Here is an 18,475-nt window from a genome sequence, read left to right as displayed (position 1 = left end):
CTTGACGTGAATCAAGGCTTGTCATCATCGTTCCACGGCGCCGACAGGTAGCGCGTGCGGTTGAAGGTCTCCAGCCATTCGGGGCTGAACACCACCAACGCACTGATCACCATGCCGTTGATGAACGCCTCGGGAAAGATGATCAGCCAGAGGTAGCCGATGAAATCCTCCAGCCAGTAAGGCATGGCGAATATCCCGTCGTACCACAGCAGGCCAAGCCCAAGCAGCAGGCACGCCAATGCCGAAAGCGCGGCGGCGAGAAACCCCGAACAGAAGATGTACACGAACAGATTGCGTGGCTGGGCGCGCTCCACCAGGATCGCGCAGCATTCGGTGATAAGCACCGGCAGCAGGATCAACAGCGCGCCGTTGACCCCGACCGCCGCCATGTCCTGACGTCCCAGCAGCACCAGCGCAAGCTGCGCGCACAAGCCACCCAGGACCGCCAACGGCCAGTCCAGCAGCAACGTCACGGCGGTCATGCCGATGAAATGATACGAGACACCCGTATCGAAATCCCGCCGCACCAGCCACAGCATGAACAACGCCAGCACCGTGCCGAACAGCAGGTGCTGGCGGCGGCTGTCGGTGAACAGCTCGACCCACGGTGCCCGCACCACGGCCCAGGCCAACACTGGCACATACACCAGCCAGCCGGCCGCCTGGGTCTGCGATGAAAGCAGTTCGGCACCGATCATGGGTTACTCCGTTCGTTCGCTATTGGGGAGCGACACTTCCTGGTTGTTGTACCAGAGCCATTGCAAACCTACCAAAGCCAACCGACCAATCCGAATAGTCATTCTCATGCATGAAGATGAAAACGTCTTGCGGACGAACCTGGGCTTGAATCCCGAGATTGTCGGCAATGTTTTTGTAGAGCTCGCGCTTCATCGCATCACTACGGCCCCTGCGCATCGTAATCTCAATCACGATCAAATGGTCTGAACGATCCACACCGTTAAACGTGCGGCTGTAGAAAAACTGCTCGGGATCATAGTCTGTGACCAGATTGAACAGTTCATCCTCGGGCATGCCAATGCTCTCGACCAGTGCTTGGTGTATGCCCTCGACAATGCGCTGGCGTTGCGACTGGCTGGTGCCCTTGGTGACGGCTGTACGAACGAATGGCATGTGAGCTGTTCTCAATTTGAGTGGGGAAATGGCTCCCAATCGTCGCGACGTTGAACAATCGACAACCCCCGGGAAGCCGAGGAATTCTGCGAAATCCGCAGCGTGCCGGATATCGATTTATGCGCCCGATGTAATTGAGTTAAAGTCACTTCATGAAACGTCACCTACCCCCATTGAATGCACTGCGCACCTTCGAGGCGGCTGCCCGCCTGGGCAAGATGAATGCGGCCGCCGAAGAGTTGTCCGTCACTCCGGGCGCTGTCAGTCGCCAGGTCCGTCAGTTGGAGCTGAGCCTTGGCGTGGACCTGTTCGAAGGCCCAAAGAACAAACCGCAGCTCACCCCTGCCGGGCAAGAACTCCTGCCGGAACTGACGGCCGCGCTGGATCAGATCGAGGCCGCGGTGGGCAGAATCCGAGACACGGCGACCGGCACCCTCGACGTGTCCTGCTTCAGCACGTTCACGGTCAAGTGGCTGATCCCCCGGCTTTTCGACTTCAATACGACTTACCCGCAGATCAAGATCCGCTTGAGTTCACCGGTCCATGGGGCCGATCCGGGGCGGGACCGTCATGACGTAATGATCACGGCAGAACAGGACGTTGCGGATGAACGCAACAACACCGTGCTGTTGTTTCCCGAACGCTTGGGCATCGTCTTGGCGCCCTCCTTATCCGCGCGCATCCAATTGACTGACTTGAGTTCGATTTTCCGCCATCCCCTCCTGCATACCAAAACCCGTCCGGATGCCTGGACGAACTGGGGCGATGCGATGGGATATCCAGCCAGCGCGCCGGCCGGGCTGAAATACGAACACTATTACTTTACGTTGGAGGCAGCGATTGCCGGCCTGGGGATTGGTGTCGCGCCATGGCACCTGGTGGCCGATGACATTCGCCTGGGTCGCCTGGTGGCACCGTTCGGATTTCAGCCAAGCCGCTACACCTATATCGCCAAGCGCAGCGCGCAACACAGCAAGAAACTGGATGTATTCTGCGCCTGGTTGGCACGTCAGGCTGAGCAGGATGGCCTGGCGGGGCCTGCCTGAGGGTAATGCTCATCCTGTGGGAGCGGGCTTGCTCGCGAAGGCGGCATTACAGTCAACGATGATGTTGAATGTGCTGTCCTCTTCGCGAGCAAGCCCGCTCCCACAATGGGGCCTGCGGTGTACGTGAGTTTTGTGGCAACAGCATTACCTGCCTGAGCGAAAATTTCGCTTCATCGCAGCAGCTTTATTTTTTCTGATCACATTTGAACGCTAAGCTTGGGCTCATGGATGACTCCGATTACTTACGCCTGCTGACCATCGCGGCCGAGCAAGCCAACGCCTTTCTTTCCAATGCCCGCAAATGGGAGCGTGAGCGTTGGGTCTGCCAGCGTCTGCTGCAAGGGCTGAACGTGCCTTATCGGGCCGACGAGTTCGCCCCGGCCGGGGAGCCGCCGGACGTGCTGTTTCGCGATGCCAATTTCGAGGTATTTTTCGTGCTCGACGAGGGCCGTCGCCTCAATGATGAATGGCGCGATGAACTGCAACGCCGCCGCAGCGCCTTTTCCCTGAGCCAACTGGTGCGGCGCGAAGCCAAGCCCAGGCGGATCCCGGCCAATGAATTCCTGCTGCGCCTGGCCCCGACGCTGCGCAAGAAAGCCCACAACTACACCGAGCGCGGCATGGACTTGGGCGATCTGGACATCATCGCCTTCGCCAGCCTCAAGCGCGAAGTGCTGGACCTCAACAGCCATTTTCCACCGCCCACCGAATACCTGCGCCAGGGCTGGCGCTCGCTGTCGCTGGTGGGGCCGACGTTTGCCCGGGTGCTGTTCGCCCATCCCGATGCACCGGATTTCCTGCGGGGCAACCTGGGCCGCAGCATCGTCTTCGATGTGGGAATCAGCCTGTGAGTCCATTGCAGGAACTGATCGCCGCCGTGCCGCAACAGGGCCGTGTGCGCTGGATCGGCGTGCGTCCCCAAGGCCACGCACCGATGATCGAACTGGACGCCGTGGAGGCGCGCCTGGAGGCCGGGCTGACCGGCGATCATGCCCGCCCCGGTGTGCGCAATGCGCGGCAGGTCACGCTGATCCAATGGGAGCACCTGGCCGTCATCAGCGCGCTGATGGGCCGCCCCGAGGACCAGCCGGTGCTGCCACAGGCGCTGCGGCGCAACATTGTGGTCAGCGGCATCAATCTGTTCAGCCTCAAGGGCCGGCGCTTTCGCATCGGCCAAGCCATTTTTGAAACCACCGGCTGGTGCCAGCCCTGCGCCCGATTGGAGCGAAACCTCGGCGAAGGTACATTCCAGGCCGTACGCGGCCATGGCGGAATCACCGCCCGGGTGTTAAAAAGTGGAATCATTCGCCTGGACGACCCCCTGGCCGTCGAACCCGTTCCGGCGAGCGGCTATGCTGCTTTCAATGCCGGCTAGCCGGACGCTGTAACGTCTTCACCTTCCGCAACGTCTACCTGACGAGGCCTTTATGACCAGCCGCCTGAACCCAGACGACCAGAAGCATGTCGAAGAGTACCTGCAACTGTCCCAGCACCGAGTCGAGCGCCGGCCTTTCCGGCCGTGGATGCTCCTGGTGGTGGTACTGGCCATCACGATTGGCCTGGGCCTGTTGAGCCGACTGATCAGTTACCTGACGCTATGAGCCGCTTGATGCTCGCGCGGGTAACGGCACCGAATTCCTTTAGCCTTGCGAGATATCCCCATGACTCATCGTATTGTCATCGTTGGCGGCGGCGCCGGCGGCCTGGAGTTGGCTACCCGTCTGGGTAAGACTCTGGGCAAGCGCGGCACGGCCAGTGTGATGCTGGTCGACGCGAACCTGACCCACATCTGGAAACCCCTGCTGCACGAAGTGGCTGCCGGCTCCCTCAACTCTTCCGAAGACGAACTCAACTACGTTGCCCAGGCAAAATGGAACCACTTCGAGTTCCAACTGGGGCGCATGAGCGGTCTGGATCGCGAGCGCAAGAGAATCCAGCTGGCCGCCACCTATGACGAGGCGGGCATCGAGCTGTTGCCGGCCCGGGAATTGGGCTACGACACCTTGGTGATTGCCGTCGGCAGCACCACCAACGATTTCGGCACCGAAGGCGCGGCGCAACACTGCCTGTTCCTCGACACCCGCAAGCAGGCGGAGCGCTTTCACCAGCAATTGCTTCACCACTATCTGCGTGCCCACGCCGGGCAGACCGATATCGTCGAGCGCATCAGCGTCGCCATCGTCGGCGCCGGCGCGACCGGGGTCGAACTGGCGGCCGAGCTGCACAATGCCGCCCACGAACTGCACGCCTATGGCCTGGACCGGATCAAACCGGAGAACATGCACATCACCCTGATCGAGGCCGGGCCACGGGTGTTGCCCGCACTGCCGGAGCGCATCGGCGGACCGGTGCACAAGACCCTGGAAAAACTAGGCGTCAACGTCATGACCAACGCCGCCGTCAGCCAAGTGACCGCCGACAGCCTGATTACCGCGGATGGCAAAGTGATCGACGCGAGCTTGAAGGTCTGGGCGGCCGGGATTCGCGCGCCCGAATTCCTCAAGGACATCGATGGGCTGGAAACCAACCGGATCAATCAACTGCAAGTGCTGCCGACACTACAGACCACCCGCGACGAGAACATCTTCGCCTTCGGCGACTGCGCCGCCTGCCCGCAACCCGCCAGTGATCGCAACGTTCCGCCCCGCGCCCAGGCCGCGCACCAGCAAGCCTCGCTGCTGGCCAAATCGCTGAAACTACGGATCGAAGGCAAGGCCCTGCCCGACTACAAATACACCGACTACGGCTCGCTGATCTCGCTGTCACGCTTCTCGGCGGTGGGCAACCTGATGGGCAACCTGACCGGCAGCGTGATGCTTGAAGGCTGGCTGGCGCGGATGTTCTATGTGTCGTTGTACCGCATGCACCAGATGGCGCTGTACGGCATGTTCCGCACGGCCATGCTGATGCTGGGTAGCAAGATCGGACGCGGGACCGAGCCTCGGCTGAAGTTGCATTGAGGATAAAAAGTGAAGCGCCAACCCCTTGTGGCGGCGCTGAGCGTTAGAGGTGCATCGCCTGTTCCATCGTCTTCGCGAGCAAGCCCGCTCCCACAGGAGAGCGAGTACCTCATGAGTACGCGATCTCCTGTGGGAGCTTGCTCGCGAAGACGCCAGTGCAGTCAAAAACTATCTAAAAGATAAAACTCAATCTGCGCAACCACCGATCAAACCTGAAACCGCTGCACCATCGTGCGCAGCGAATTCGCCAGTTGCGACAACTCGTGGCTGGACGCACTGGTCTGATCCGCGCCGGAAGCCGAGCGCACCGACAAATCACGAATGTTCACCAAGTTGCGATCCACCTCGCGGGCCACTTGCGCCTGCTCTTCGGCGGCACTGGCGATGACCAGGTTGCGCTCATGGATTTCACTGACCGACGCCGTAATGGTCTGCAGCGCGTCCCCGGCGCGTTCCGCCATGGCCAGGGTGCTGGCGGCGCGACTGGAGCTGGCCTGCATGGAATCAAGTGCCTGGGTAGCACCGCTGCGCATGCCTTGGACCATTTGCTCGATTTCCTGGGTCGATTGCTGCGTGCGATAAGCCAGCGCCCGCACCTCGTCGGCCACCACCGCGAACCCACGCCCGCTCTCCCCCGCCCGGGCCGCTTCAATGGCCGCGTTGAGGGCCAGCAGGTTGGTCTGCTCGGCGATGGCGCGGATTACGTCCAGCACCTTGCCGATATCCTGCGACTGGTTGGCCAAAGATTGCACCAGGCCGCCGGTCACCTGCACATCGTTGGCCAGGGCGCCAATGGCCTCCACCGTGTCACTGACCCGCTGCTGCCCCAGGGATGCCGACTCACTGGACTGACGCGTGGCATCGGAAGTGGAAACAGCATTGCGAGCGACCTCCTCCACAGCGGTGGTCATCTCGGTGACGGCGGTGGCTGCCTGTTCAATTTCGTTGTTCTGTTGCTGCAGGCTGTGGGTGCTGTCGAGTGTGACGGCGTTCAGCTCATCGGCTGCGGTGGCCAGTTGCGCCGCCGAGCCGCTGATGCCCTGCAACGTCTCGCGCAGATTCTGCTGCATGGCCGCCAACGCCTTGAGTAAACGGCTGACTTCGTCGTTGCCATGGGTTTCGATCGGTCGGGTCAAGTCACCCCGGGCGACGCTCTCCGCAGCATTCAGCGCCTCGCCCAGGGGTTTGACGATACTGCGCGTGAGCAACATGGCCAAGGCCACCGTGGCCAGGGCGGCAAGCACAATGAAAAGGCTGACGATCATGCGGGACTTGGCGTAGTGCTCCTGGGACTTCTGACTCTCGATAGACACCTGCTTGGAGAACAACTCCGCCAGATCGTTGAGCTGCTTGCCGGAACCGTCCACCACGGTCTTCATGTCCACCAGCAGCAACTTGATCAGATCATCCCGACGCCCCTGTTCCGCCAGGGTGAAGGATTGCGCGATACCGGTACGGTACGCAGCGAACGTCTGCTTGAACTGGTCGTAAAGGGCCTTGCCTTCAGGCGTCACGACGAGCTTTTCGTAGGCCGCGATTTTTTCGCCCAGCTCCTTGTCGCGGGTGTCCATTTGTCCGCGATACACCGGGATGTTCTTCGGATCCTGGTCCAGGGCCATGCGCAGGGAGATCGTGCGGATCCGCAACATCCACTCGCGGATCTCATCACCGCCGCGAATGCTCGGCAGCCATTGGGTTTCCACGGCGACCTCACTGTCACGAATGCTCGACATCTGCCCCAGCGCGAACACCCCGAGCAACGCCACCAGCGCAGCGATCACAGCAAAACCCAACGCCGCACGGGGGGCGATATTCAACTGGCGAAGAAACATAAAAGGGTGCCTTTTTTATTGTTGGCCTGAGGTTGGGGCCAGGCCCCTGTCGGTGGGTTATCGGCATGTTGTACGATGACTTAAGTCAGTGCACTTTATCGCAGGCAAAAAAAATCCCCGTATCTTTCGATACGAGGATTTTTAATATGGTCGGGGTAAGGGGATTCGAACTCCTGACATCCTGCTCCCAAAGCAGGCGCGCTACCGGACTGCGCTATACCCCGGTAAAAAAAAGGCGACCTTTACAAGTCGCCTTCTCGATCAGCGCTTTTGGCCTCTGATCTTAAGATTCGATTCCAGCGAACTGGTTTCAAAAATGGTGGGTCGTGTGGGATTCGAACCTACGACCAATTGGTTAAAAGCCAACTGCTCTACCAACTGAGCTAACGACCCAAATATGGTCGGGGTAAGGGGATTCGAACTCCTGACATCCTGCTCCCAAAGCAGGCGCGCTACCGGACTGCGCTATACCCCGATTGAAATGGCTCCGTGACCAGGACTCGAACCTGGGACCCAATGATTAACAGTCATTTGCTCTACCGACTGAGCTATCACGGAACTGATATTTCAAGTTACTGCTATTTGAAGCTACATCGTTGAATCTCGCTTCAACCTCTTCCACCGTATGCATCGCTGCGTTCGTGTGTCTGAGGCGCGCTATTCTACAATTTTCAGAACCTCTGTCAACCCCTTAAATTGCTTTCAAGACAATGATTTGCAACTTATTTTGGATTCCTTCCCAGTGAGAAGTAACCCTTGGGGTGACGTACTGCGGGGCGCACTTTACAAGCCTTTTCCTTTGAGTTCAACGGCCTGATGAAAAAAATGGCCTCGCAAGGCAAGGCCATTTCAATCGCCAGCAGTCCCGGCTATCAGTTAAAGACGATTTCGTCGTTCTCCACCGTACCGGTCACGGTTTCCCCCGGCATGAAGCGACCCGACAGAATCAGCTGCGCCAGCGGGTTTTCGATCCAGCGCTGGATCGCTCGTTTGAGCGGCCGAGCGCCATAGACCGGGTCGTAACCCACCGCGATCAGCTTGTCCAACGCCTCATCGCTCAATTGCAGTTTCAGCTCGCGCTCGGTCAGGCGGCTGCGCAGGCGGCCCAACTGGATCTCGGTAATCCCGGCAATCTGATCCCGGGCCAACGGCTCGAAGATCACCACTTCGTCGACCCGGTTGATGAACTCCGGCCGGAAGTGGGTAGAAATCGCGTCCATCACCGCCGCGCGCTGCGCCTCGCGATCACCCACCAGCTCCTGGATCTGCGTCGAGCCCAGGTTGGAGGTCATCACGATCACCGTGTTGCGGAAGTCCACCGTGCGCCCGTGGCTGTCGGTCAAGCGACCATCCTCCAGCACTTGCAGCAGGATGTTGAACACATCCGGGTGCGCCTTCTCGACCTCATCAAGCAGGATCACCGAGTACGGCTTGCGCCGCACGGCCTCGGTCAGGTAACCGCCCTCTTCATAACCGACATAACCCGGTGGCGCACCGATCAGACGTGCCACGGAATGCTTCTCCATGAACTCGGACATGTCGATGCGCACCATCGCCTCCTCGGTATCGAAGAGGAACTCGGCCAATGCCTTGCACAGCTCGGTTTTACCGACACCAGTCGGGCCGAGGAACATGAACGAGCCGCTCGGACGGTTAGGGTCCGACAACCCGGCGCGGGACCGGCGCACGGCGTTGGACACTGCCACCACGGCTTCTTCCTGGCCAATCACGCGCTGGTGCAGCAAGCTTTCCATCTTCAACAGCTTGTCGCGCTCGCCTTCGAGCATCTTCGAGACGGGAATACCGGTCCACTTGGACACCACTTCGGCGATCTCTTCCTCGGTCACCTTGCTGCGCAGCAACTGGTTTTCGCTCTTGCCGTGCTGGTCGACCATTTGCAGGCTGCGCTCCAGGTCCGGGATCACCCCGTACTGCAGCTCGGCCATGCGATTGAGGTCGCCTTTACGACGGGCCGCTTCCAACTCCTGACGGGACTGTTCAATCTTCTGCTGGATCTGCGCCGAACCCTGGACTTCGGCTTTCTCCGAGTTCCAGATTTCCTCGAGGTCGGAATACTCACGCTCGTGACGCACGATTTCTTCCTGCAACCTCTCCAGACGTTTCTTCGCCGCTTCGTCGCTTTCTTTCTTCAGCGCCTGGGACTCGACCTTGAGTTGAATCAGGCGACGCTCCAAACGATCCAGCACTTCAGGCTTGGAGTCGATTTCCATGCGGATGCGGCTCGCCGCCTCGTCGATCAGGTCGATGGCCTTGTCCGGCAATTGCCGGTCGGTGATGTAGCGGTGGCTGAGCTTGGCCGCCGCGATGATCGCACCGTCAGTGATCGCCACCTTGTGGTGAACTTCGTAGCGCTCTTTAAGGCCACGCAGGATGGCGATGGTGTCTTCTTCGCTCGGTTCCTCCACCAGCACTTTCTGAAAGCGCCGCTCCAGCGCCGCGTCCTTCTCTATATATTGGCGGTACTCGTTGAGCGTGGTCGCGCCGACACAATGCAACTCGCCACGGGCCAACGCCGGCTTGAGCATGTTGCCGGCGTCCATCGAGCCTTCGCCCTTGCCCGCACCGACCATGGTGTGCAGTTCGTCGATGAACAGGATGATCTGCCCTTCCTGCTTGGACAGTTCATTGAGCAGGGACTTGAGCCGTTCTTCGAACTCGCCGCGGTACTTGGCACCGGCGATCAGAGCCCCCATGTCCAGGGACAACAGGCGCTTGCCCTTGAGGCCGTCCGGCACTTCGCCGTTGATGATGCGCTGGGCCAAGCCCTCGGCGATGGCGGTTTTACCCACGCCAGGCTCACCGATCAGCACCGGGTTGTTCTTGGTACGGCGTTGCAGCACTTGGATCGTGCGGCGGATTTCATCGTCGCGACCGATCACCGGGTCGAGCTTGCCTTCCTCGGCACGCTTGGTCAGGTCGACGGTGTATTTGTCCAGTGCCTGGCGCGACTCCTCGTGGTTGGCGTCGTTCACCGCTTCGCCGCCACGCAGGTTGTTGATGGCGTTTTCCAGGGCTTTCTTGCTCACGCCTTGGCCAAGCAGCAACTTGCCGAGCTTGCTGTTCTCGTCCATGGCGGCGAGGAGCACCAATTCGCTGGAAATGAACTGGTCGCCTTTCTGCTGGGCCAGGCGATCGGCCTGGTTGAGCAGCCGCGCCAGGTCCTGGGACATGTTCACGTCACCGGTCGGATTCTGGATCTTGGGCAACTGGTCGAGTTCCTTCGCCAGTTCCTTGCGCAGACTGTTGACGTCAAAGCCGACCTGCATCAGCAGGGGCTTGATAGAGCCGCCCTGCTGTTCGAGCATGGCCTGCATCAAATGCGCCGGTTCGATACCGGGATGGTCCAGGCCGACAGCCAGGGACTGGGCATCGGACAGGGCCAATTGTAATTTGCTGGTTAAACGATCAATACGCATGGGTCACCTTCCTAATGAGCAGGCCGGACCTAGAAAACATCCTGAATGAAGAAACCTGCCAGATACCGTTATAGATGTGGTCAATTCTGGAAGATTCAAGCCGGGCGCCCTTGATGCAGATCAGAGAAGTCTAGCGTTCGATCCAGATCAGCGAGGCGAAGCGACCGGTGCGCGGATTGCGCCGGTAGGAAAAGAAACGCGGGTCGGTCACGGTACAGAAACCGCCGCCATAGACCGCCGTGACACCCCGTGCCGCCAGGCGCAGCCGTGCCAACGCGTAGATGTCGGCCAGGAATTTGCCGGCATTGGGGCTCGCGACGAAGGCTTGAGCCGCCTGGGGCAGCTGCGCGATGAAGACTTCACGCACTTCCGGCCCGACTTCGAAGGCGTGCGGGCCAATGGCCGGGCCGAGCCAGGCGAGGATTTCATCCGCAGGCACGGCAAGGCTATCGAGGGTGGCTTCCAGCACACCGTTCGCCAGCCCGCGCCAACCGGCATGGGCCGCCGCGACACGGGTGCCGGCGCGGTTGCAGAACAACACCGGCAAGCAATCGGCGGTCATCGCCGTGCACGCGATACCCGGCGTGGCGGTCCAACTGGCATCGGCGGTCGCCACCCGGGTCGGGTCAGCCTCGACCACGGCAATGCCGTGGACCTGCTGCAGCCAGGCCGGGGTGATGGCGAAGGGATCAGTGAGGCGGCGGCGGTTTTCGGCGACGGCCGTGGGGTCGTCGCCGACATGGTCGCCGAGGTTGAGGCTGTCGAACGGCGCCAGGCTGACGCCGCCCTCGCGGGTCGTGACGCAGGCCTTGACCCGGGCCGGCGCGGGCCAGTCGGGTGTCAGCCAGTCACTCATCCGATGAACGCCTCGCGGTCCTGCTTGAGCAACGTCAGCAACCAGACGAAATCATCCGGCAGTGGTGACTCCCAGCTCATGCGCTTGCCGGTCGTCGGGTGATCCAGCTCCAGGAAACGCGCGTGCAGCGCCTGGCGCGGGAAACTCTTCAGCGATTCGACCATGGTCTGGCTGGCGGCCGGCGGAATGCGGAAACGACCGCCGTAGGCCGGGTCGCCCACCAACGGGAAGTTGATGTGGGCCATGTGTACGCGAATCTGGTGGGTACGGCCGGTTTCCAGCTTGACCCGCACATGGGTGTGGGAACGGAAACGCTCGAGCACGCGGTAATGACTGACCGCCTGCTTGCCGCCTTCCATCACCGCCATGCGCTGGCGCTGCTGGCCGTGGCGACCGATCGGGGCGTTGATCTTGCCACCGGCGGTGACCACACCGATCACGATGCACTCATAGATGCGGCTGACGCTGCGGCTTTGCAGCTGTGTGACCAGCTGTGTCTGCGCCTGGATGGTCTTGGCCACCACCATCAGGCCGGTGGTGTCCTTGTCCAGGCGATGGACGATGCCGGCACGGGGCACATTGATGATGTCCGGCACGTGGTGCAACAAGGCGTTGAGCAGCGTGCCGTCGGCATGACCGGCCGCCGGGTGCACCACCAGGCCCGCAGGCTTGTTGATCACCAGGATGTCATCGTCTTCATAGACGATGTCCAGGGCAATGTCCTGGGCGACCCATTCTCCCTGGGCCTCCTGCTCGGCAGTCAGCTCGAGGATGGCACCGCCGTGGACGATGTCGCGCGGACGGATCACCGCCCCATCCACAGTCAGGCGGCCGTCCTTGATCCAGGCGGAAAGGCGCGAGCGAGAGTGCTCGGCAAAGAGTTGTGCGGCGACTTGATCGAGGCGTTGGCCGCCCAAATCGGACGGCACCTCTGCGCGAAGTTCTATTTTATCGGACATGCTCGGACTGGGCGTCGGCACAGCCTTTGGTTTCGGCTGCGCGCTTGTGGTTAAATACGGCGTCTTTTGCCCCGAGGCTTTCAACGGGGCGCTCATCATAACAGGACGGCCCCGCCCAAGACAGCGGCCGTCATAGGGACGCAAGCCGCCATGCAAGTGAAACACCTGCTGCTGATCGCCATCCTCGCATTGACTGCTGCTTGCTCGTCGAAGGAAGTCGTAGACGAAAACCTGAGCGAAGTCGAACTGTACCAACAGGCGCAGAACGACCTGGATAACAACAGCTATACCAGCGCCACCGCCAAGCTGAAGGCGCTGGAGTCGCGGTATCCGTTCGGTCGCTACGCCGATCAGGCCCAGTTGGAGCTGATCTACGCCAACTACAAGAACGCCGAGCCGGAAGCCGCCAAGTCCGCCGCCGAGCGTTTCATTCGCCTGCACCCGCAGCACCCGAACGTCGATTACGCCTATTACCTCAAGGGCCTGACCTCCTTCGACCAGGACGTCGGCCTGCTGGCGCGCTTCCTGCCGCTGGACATGACCAAGCGTGACCCGGGCGCCGCGCGCGACTCCTACAACGAGTTCGCCCAGCTGACCAGCCGCTTCCCCAACAGCCGTTATTCGCCTGATGCCAAGCAGCGCATGATCTACCTGCGCAACCTGCTGGCTTCCTACGAAATCCACGTGGCCGACTACTACCTGACCCGTCAGGCCTACGTCGCCGCCGCCAACCGTGGCCGCTACGTGGTGGAAAACTTCCAGGAAACCCCTTCGGTGGGTGATGGCCTGGCGGTGATGACCGAAGCCTACCAGCGCCTGCACCTGGACGACCTGGCCGCCACCAGCCTGGAAACCCTCAAGCTGAACTACCCGGATCACCCTTCGCTGGTCGACGGCCAGTTCACCCCGCGCGTTGACGAAGCCGACAACCGTTCGTGGCTGAGCAAGGCGACATTGGGCCTGATCGAGTCCCGTCCACCGCTGCCGCCGGGCGAAACCCGCGCCAACCAGGACGTACAGCGTCAGTTCCAGGATGCCAAGGAAGCCATCCCGAACGAACTCAAGCCCAAGGATGAAAATGGCGACGTGATCGAGGAAGAAGAGCCTGAGAGCGATTCCAGCGACCGCTCCTGGTTCAGCTACATGACCTTCGGCCTGTTTGACTGAGCCAAGGCACCTACAAAAAGGGAGACCCGACGGTCTAATGCCGTTCACTTAAGAAAATGATGACCCTGTGGCGAGGGAGCTTGCTCCCGCTCGGCTGCGAAGCAGCCGTAAACCGGCGGGTGCGGTGTGTCTGATACGCCGCACTTGGCAGGTTTTGGGGCCGCTTCGCGGCCCAGCGGGAGCAAGCTCCCTCGCCACGGGTTTGCCGATTGCCTTAAGTGAACAGCATTGACCCGACGGTCTCCCTTTTTTGTGCCCGAGTTTTATTGCGCTGTGCGCCGTTCCTGTCCTTGGCTAAACTGCCTGATCTCTAGCCAAAAAGCCGCCCATCATGCTTCGTTTATTGATCTTGTTCGCCGTCGTTGCCTTCGCTATCTGGATCTTTCGCGGGGTGAAGAAGACCGGCGGCCGCGCGTCCCGCCCTACCCAGGAACAGGACGCACCGCCCATGGTCCGTTGCGCCCATTGCGGCGTACACCTGCCCCGTGACCGGGCGCTGGCCCTCGAACAACAATGGTATTGCAGCCAGGCTCACCTCGAGCAAGGCCCGGGCACTCGTGAACGCTGAGGCGACAAGCCCACGCATCAAACAGGCGCAGCGCCTGCTGCGCCTCTACCACCTGTACCGCCTGAGTATCGGCATCACCCTGGTGCTGCTGATCTCCAGCAACATGGACAACCGTCTGCTGGAATACGCCAACGACGACCTGTTGCGCAGTGGCAGCTGGTTGTACCTGGTCTTGAATATCCTGCTGGTGGTGTTCCTGGAAAACACCCGCCGCCCTGCCCGGCTGTTCGGCCTGGCCCTGACCGACGTGCTGCTGCTCTCGTGGCTGTTCTTCGCCGCGGGCGGCGCCCCCAGCGCCATTGGCAACCTGATCATCGTCTCGGTGGCCATCGGCAATACGCTGCTGCGCGGCCGGATCGGCCTGTTGATCGCAGCCGTCGCCACCCTTGGCATCGTCGGTTCGAGTTTATTTCTTGGCTTGAGCGACTCGAACGGTCCCAGCAGTTACTTGCAAGCCGGCACCCTCGGGGCGTTGTGTTTTGCCGCAGCGCTGCTGGTGCAGGGCCTGACCCGACGTTTGGAAGCCAGCGAAACCCTGGCCGAGCAGCGGGCCAGCGAAGTGGTCGGACTGGAAGCCCTCAATGCCCTGATCCTGCAACGCATGCGCACCGGCATCCTGGTGCTCGACCGCCAGCGCCGGGTCCAACTGGCCAACGAAAGTGCGCTGAACCTGCTGGGCATGCACGACCTGGTCGGCCAGCCGATCGACGATTGCTCCAGCGCCCTGGTCGAGCGCCTGCAACTCTGGCTGAACAACCCCAGCCTGCGCCCGCCCAGCCTGACCATCAGCGGCACAGGCCTGACCCTGCAACCGAGCTTCATCGCCCTGGGCCACAACGACCAGCAGCAGATCCTGGTGTTTCTCGAAGACCTGGCCCAGGTGGCCCAACACGCCCAACAGCTCAAGCTCGCCTCCCTCGGGCGTCTGACCGCCGGTATCGCCCATGAAATCCGCAACCCCTTGGGCGCCATCAGCCACGCGGCGCAATTGCTGCGCGAATCCGAGGAACTGAACGACGCGGATCGGCGTCTGACGCAGATTATTCAAGATCACTCCCAACGAATGAATCGCGTCATTGAAAACGTCTTGCAGCTGTCTCGCCGCCAGCAAACCACACCCCAGCGCCTTGACCTGCGGACCTGGCTCGATCAGTTCGTCCAGCAGACGCGCGAAAGCATGGCCGACCACCAGCAATTGCACTTGAGCATCGACCCGGGCGACCACACCACGCTCATGGACCCCGACCAACTCACCCAGGTGCTCGACAACCTGCTGCGCAATGCCTGGCGCCACAGCGCGATGGCCCATGAACAGGCCGACGCCTGGCTGAAACTGTTCATCGACCCTCACAGCCAGCTGTCGACCCTGGACATCATCGACAACGGCCCCGGTGTCACGCCCGAGCAGCAGGCGCATCTGTTCGAACCCTTCTTTACCACCAGCAGCCAGGGCACCGGCCTTGGGCTCTATCTGTCCCGTGAGCTGTGCGAAAGCAACCAGGCCCGCCTAGACTTCAAACCACGCCAAGGCGGCGGCTGCTTTCGCATCACTTTTGCTCACGGACGGAAACAGATTTGAACAATCGCTCACGGCAACGAATCCTGATCGTCGATGACGAACCGGACATCCGCGAACTCCTGGACATCACCCTGGGCCGGATGAAACTCGACACCCGCAGCGCCAAGAACCTTGCCGAGGCACAAGCCCTGCTGGCAGGGGATGCCTTCGACCTGTGCCTGACCGACATGCGTTTGCCCGATGGCACCGGCCTGGAACTGGTGCAGCACATCCAGCAACGTTATCCACAACTGCCCGTGGCGATGATCACCGCCTACGGCAGCCTGGAAACCGCCATCGACGCCCTCAAGGCCGGCGCCTTCGACTTCCTGACCAAACCGGTCGACCTGGGTCGGCTGCGGGAACTGGTCACCAGTGCCCTGCGCCTGCCACCGGTCGCCTCACCGACCAGCACCCTCGAACGCTGTCTGCTGGGCGACTCGCCCCCCATGCTCAGCGTGCGCAAACAGATCGAGAAACTCGCCCGCAGCCAGGCTCCGGTGTACATCAGCGGAGAATCGGGCTGCGGCAAGGAATTGGTCGCCCGGCTGATCCACGAACAAGGCCCCCGCGCCAACCAGCGGTTTGTACCGGTCAACTGTGGCGCGATTCCCACGGAACTGATGGAAAGCGAGTTCTTCGGACACAGAAAAGGCAGCTTTAGCGGTGCCATCGAAGACAAGCCCGGGCTGTTCCAGGCCGCCCATGGCGGGACCTTGTTCCTCGATGAAGTGGCCGATCTGCCGCTGGCGATGCAGGTCAAGCTGTTGCGGGCCATCCAGGAAAAGGCCGTGCGTGCCGTGGGCGGCCAGCAGGAAGAAGTGGTCGATGTGCGAATCCTCTGCGCCACCCACAAGGACCTCGACGCCGAAGTCACCGCCGGGCGCTTTCGCCAGGATTTGTATTACCGGCTGAACGTCATCGAATTGCGCGTGCCGCCGTTGCGTGAACGCCGCGAAGACATCGAGCCCTTGGCCAACCACATGCTCCAGCGCCTGGCCAGCACCACCGGCAGCCCTGCGGCAAAGCTCCATCCGCGAGCCCTGGAAGCCCTGCAGAACTACCGTTTCCCGGGCAATGTGCGGGAATTGGAGAACATGCTTGAGCGGGCCTATACCTTGTGCGAACAACAACTGATCGAAGCGGATGACCTGCGTCTGGCCGAGGGCAGCAGTGGGACTGAGGCGGGCAATCCCGATTTGATGCAGGTCGATAACCTCGAAGATTACCTGGAAGACGTCGAGCGCAAGCTTATCCTCCAGGCGTTGGAGGAAACCCGCTGGAACCGCACGGCGGCGGCGCAGCGGTTGAAGTTGTCGTTTCGGTCGATGCGGTATCGGTTGAAGAAGCTTGGGCTGGATTGAGCCACGGTTTCGAAGCCCACGTATTCCCTGTGGCGAGGGAGCTTGCTCCCGCTGGGCTGCGCAGCAGCCCCAAAAGCAGCGACTCGATCACCTGATGCACCGAGGTCTCAGGTTGGGGGCCGCTTCGCGACCCAGCGGGAGCAAGCTCCCTCGCCACAGGTTCGGCGCTCACCCTCTGTAACGCCGCTTTCTAGCCCTCCGGCACTGGCACCCGTTCGTCCAGTACTCGATTGGCCAGTAATGCACACAGTTCAATCAGCTGCTGTACCCCCAAGGCGACATGCCGTCGCGAGCCTTCAAGTTCGAAGGCCAGGTCGCTGATCGTGGCATTGGCGGAGGCCAGGGTTTCGCTGAGGTTGGTGAGGAGGCATTCGGTGTCGATGCCGTCCACTACCGTGAATAGCTGGTTTGAGGTTGGTTTCTTTTTGGCTTCGGGTTTTGGGCCGAGGTAATAGTCGAGGGCGCGTTTGGCGGCTTCATCGAGCCCTTTTGTGTTATGGCTGGAGTCAGGAGAAGCGTTATTGGTTTCTGAAGGTGGTAGTGGTTTGTCACTCATTGCGGTACTCCAAAGAGGGAATGGATTACCAAGTTTTCGGGCCGCGACGCCCGGACGCTGAATTGGCAGCGACGGGGAAAGGTTAGCCAGGGTTCTTCCCACCCGGCAACCGCCAGAACTCGTCGGAAAATTCTTTTTGAGTCAGAATTTTGTCCGACCATTCCTACAAAGCTTGGTCGGCTGTAAGGGCGGTGTGTATATCCGTTTCTGCGGTAACGGCGGCTTAGGGTTCCGCCCTTACGGCGGGTCACTTTTGAGAAGCGCAAAAGTAACCAAAACGCTTTTGCCCCACCACTCGGCACCTCGCCTAGGCTCGGTGTGCCCTCACTCCGGCATTGCTCCGTGGGCCGCCGCGAAGGGCCATCCATGGCCCAGCGCGGCTATCCCGGGCATCCATGCCGGGATGCCCACTCCACAATACCTACGTTCGGCCAGCGTGGTTTAACGGGGCGTCCGAGATCAACGTCCACCGCGAGGCGGCCTAACAGCCGACCTGATTTAGGGTGATCGCGTTTCTCCTGTGGGAGCGAGCCTGCTCGCGAAGGGGCCTGAGCATTCAACATATTCATCGCCTGTGCCGCCGTCTTCGCGAGCGAGCTCGCTCCCACACTGGGTCGGGGACGATCTACAGATTTGCGGCCACTGAAAATCCCTGTGGGAGCGAGCCTGCTCGCGATGGCAGTGGATCAGCTTGCATCAGCCTTGGATGTACCGCCGTCTTCGCGAGCAGGCTCGCTCCCACAATGGGATCGGAGTACGACCGGGAGAACCAGGCCGGCTGTCAGGCCGCCTCGCGAGCAAGCTTTGCTCCCACAGGTCCTGCTCAAACAGATTTGACGGGTGTACGACCAGGAGAACCAGGTCGGCTACTAGGCCGCCTCGGGGCGGACGTTGATCTCGGGCGCCCCGTTAACCACGATGGCCGAACGCAGGCATTGATCCGTGGGCATCCCGGCATGGATGCCGGGATAGCCGCGCTGGGCCATGGATGGCCCTTCGCGGCGGCCCACGGAGCAATGCCGGAGTGAGGGCATGCCGAGC

At 61.2% G+C, this 18,475-nt stretch carries 16 protein-coding genes and 4 tRNA genes; 9 read left to right on the top strand and 11 right to left on the bottom strand.

Annotated features, from left to right (window positions below; translation table 11 throughout):
* Nucleotides 1–11 precede the first annotated feature (11 nt).
* Both J3361_RS27415 and J3361_RS27410 read right to left on the bottom strand, forming a co-directional pair.
* Entirely contained in the window at nt 12–698 is a 687-nt protein-coding gene (locus J3361_RS27415; protein ID WP_186709037.1) for an energy-coupling factor ABC transporter permease, read from the bottom strand.
* Between the two features lie 19 nt (nt 699–717).
* Nucleotides 718–1,131: a tautomerase family protein gene (locus J3361_RS27410; protein ID WP_207967171.1), complete on the bottom strand. Its 414-nt coding sequence runs from the start codon at nt 1,129–1,131 to the stop codon at nt 718–720.
* 152 nt (nt 1,132–1,283) lie between these two features.
* Here J3361_RS27410 and J3361_RS27405 point away from each other — a divergent pair, with 152 nt between their 5' ends.
* The 5 genes from J3361_RS27405 (at nt 1,284) to J3361_RS27385 (ending at nt 5,137) form a co-directional block, all read left to right on the top strand.
* Nucleotides 1,284–2,177 (top strand): LysR substrate-binding domain-containing protein, encoded by an 894-nt coding sequence (locus tag J3361_RS27405; RefSeq protein WP_207967170.1) that lies wholly within the window; start codon nt 1,284–1,286, stop codon nt 2,175–2,177.
* 224 nt (nt 2,178–2,401) lie between these two features.
* A complete protein-coding gene (locus tag J3361_RS27400; protein WP_186709015.1) occupies nt 2,402–3,028 on the top strand; it encodes a DUF1780 domain-containing protein in 627 nt (208 codons plus the stop codon).
* A complete protein-coding gene (locus tag J3361_RS27395) occupies nt 3,025–3,552 on the top strand; it encodes an MOSC domain-containing protein (RefSeq protein WP_186709012.1) in 528 nt (175 codons plus the stop codon). Before J3361_RS27400 ends, J3361_RS27395 begins: the two co-directional genes overlap by 4 nt.
* A gap of 52 nt (nt 3,553–3,604) precedes the next feature.
* Nucleotides 3,605–3,778: a DUF3094 family protein gene (locus J3361_RS27390; RefSeq protein ID WP_039593877.1), complete on the top strand. Its 174-nt coding sequence runs from the start codon at nt 3,605–3,607 to the stop codon at nt 3,776–3,778.
* A 60-nt stretch (nt 3,779–3,838) separates the two neighbouring features.
* Nucleotides 3,839–5,137, top strand: a complete 1,299-nt coding sequence (locus J3361_RS27385; protein WP_207967169.1) for an NAD(P)/FAD-dependent oxidoreductase — start codon at nt 3,839–3,841, stop codon at nt 5,135–5,137.
* A 206-nt stretch (nt 5,138–5,343) separates the two neighbouring features.
* Here the strand turns inward: J3361_RS27385 and J3361_RS27380 are convergent, their stop codons facing one another.
* From J3361_RS27380 to rluD, 8 genes are all read right to left on the bottom strand, one after another.
* Nucleotides 5,344–6,969, bottom strand: a complete 1,626-nt coding sequence (locus J3361_RS27380; protein WP_207967168.1) for a methyl-accepting chemotaxis protein — start codon at nt 6,967–6,969, stop codon at nt 5,344–5,346.
* A gap of 147 nt (nt 6,970–7,116) precedes the next feature.
* A tRNA-Pro gene (locus J3361_RS27375) sits at nt 7,117–7,193 on the bottom strand.
* 93 nt (nt 7,194–7,286) lie between these two features.
* Nucleotides 7,287–7,362: transfer RNA gene (locus J3361_RS27370), tRNA-Lys, on the bottom strand.
* Between the two features lie 5 nt (nt 7,363–7,367).
* Nucleotides 7,368–7,444, bottom strand: a tRNA-Pro gene (locus J3361_RS27365).
* 7 nt (nt 7,445–7,451) lie between these two features.
* Nucleotides 7,452–7,527: transfer RNA gene (locus J3361_RS27360), tRNA-Asn, on the bottom strand.
* A gap of 314 nt (nt 7,528–7,841) precedes the next feature.
* Nucleotides 7,842–10,406, bottom strand: coding sequence for an ATP-dependent chaperone ClpB (gene clpB / locus J3361_RS27355; protein WP_186708990.1), 2,565 nt, complete (start codon nt 10,404–10,406; stop codon nt 7,842–7,844).
* A gap of 130 nt (nt 10,407–10,536) precedes the next feature.
* Nucleotides 10,537–11,262, bottom strand: coding sequence for a peptidoglycan editing factor PgeF (pgeF, locus tag J3361_RS27350; protein WP_207967167.1), 726 nt, complete (start codon nt 11,260–11,262; stop codon nt 10,537–10,539).
* Nucleotides 11,259–12,221: a 23S rRNA pseudouridine(1911/1915/1917) synthase RluD gene (gene rluD, locus J3361_RS27345; RefSeq protein WP_186708981.1), complete on the bottom strand. Its 963-nt coding sequence runs from the start codon at nt 12,219–12,221 to the stop codon at nt 11,259–11,261. Before rluD ends, pgeF begins: the two co-directional genes overlap by 4 nt.
* 150 nt (nt 12,222–12,371) lie before the next feature.
* Between rluD and J3361_RS27340 the strand changes: the two genes are divergently transcribed.
* The 4 genes from J3361_RS27340 to J3361_RS27325 all read left to right on the top strand — a co-directional run bounded on the left by J3361_RS27340 (nt 12,372) and on the right by J3361_RS27325 (nt 16,878).
* Nucleotides 12,372–13,388 carry an outer membrane protein assembly factor BamD gene (locus J3361_RS27340; RefSeq protein WP_186708980.1) on the top strand — a complete coding sequence of 339 codons (1,017 nt, stop codon included), beginning with the start codon at nt 12,372–12,374 and terminating at the stop codon, nt 13,386–13,388.
* Nucleotides 13,389–13,719: 331 nt separating this feature from the next.
* Complete coding sequence (locus J3361_RS27335; RefSeq protein WP_186708979.1) at nt 13,720–13,956, top strand: PP0621 family protein; 237 nt, start codon at nt 13,720–13,722, stop codon at nt 13,954–13,956.
* On the top strand, nt 13,946–15,535 hold the full coding sequence (locus tag J3361_RS27330) for an ATP-binding protein (protein WP_207967166.1): 1,590 nt from the start codon (nt 13,946–13,948) through the stop codon (nt 15,533–15,535). The genes J3361_RS27335 and J3361_RS27330 overlap by 11 nt, the downstream gene beginning before the upstream one ends.
* Nucleotides 15,532–16,878, top strand: coding sequence for a sigma-54 dependent transcriptional regulator (locus tag J3361_RS27325; RefSeq protein ID WP_207967165.1), 1,347 nt, complete (start codon nt 15,532–15,534; stop codon nt 16,876–16,878). Before J3361_RS27330 ends, J3361_RS27325 begins: the two co-directional genes overlap by 4 nt.
* Before the next feature lie 190 nt (nt 16,879–17,068).
* On the opposite strand, the gene J3361_RS27320 is transcribed toward J3361_RS27325, so the two are convergent.
* Nucleotides 17,069–17,434, bottom strand: coding sequence for a DUF6124 family protein (locus tag J3361_RS27320; protein WP_207967164.1), 366 nt, complete (start codon nt 17,432–17,434; stop codon nt 17,069–17,071).
* Nucleotides 17,435–18,475: the final 1,041 nt, after the last annotated feature.

This window comes from Pseudomonas sp. OA65, assembly GCF_017498305.1.
GTDB classification, from domain to species: domain Bacteria; phylum Pseudomonadota; class Gammaproteobacteria; order Pseudomonadales; family Pseudomonadaceae; genus Aquipseudomonas; species Aquipseudomonas zanjanensis.
This window is presented reverse-complemented; position numbering and strand designations above follow the sequence as displayed.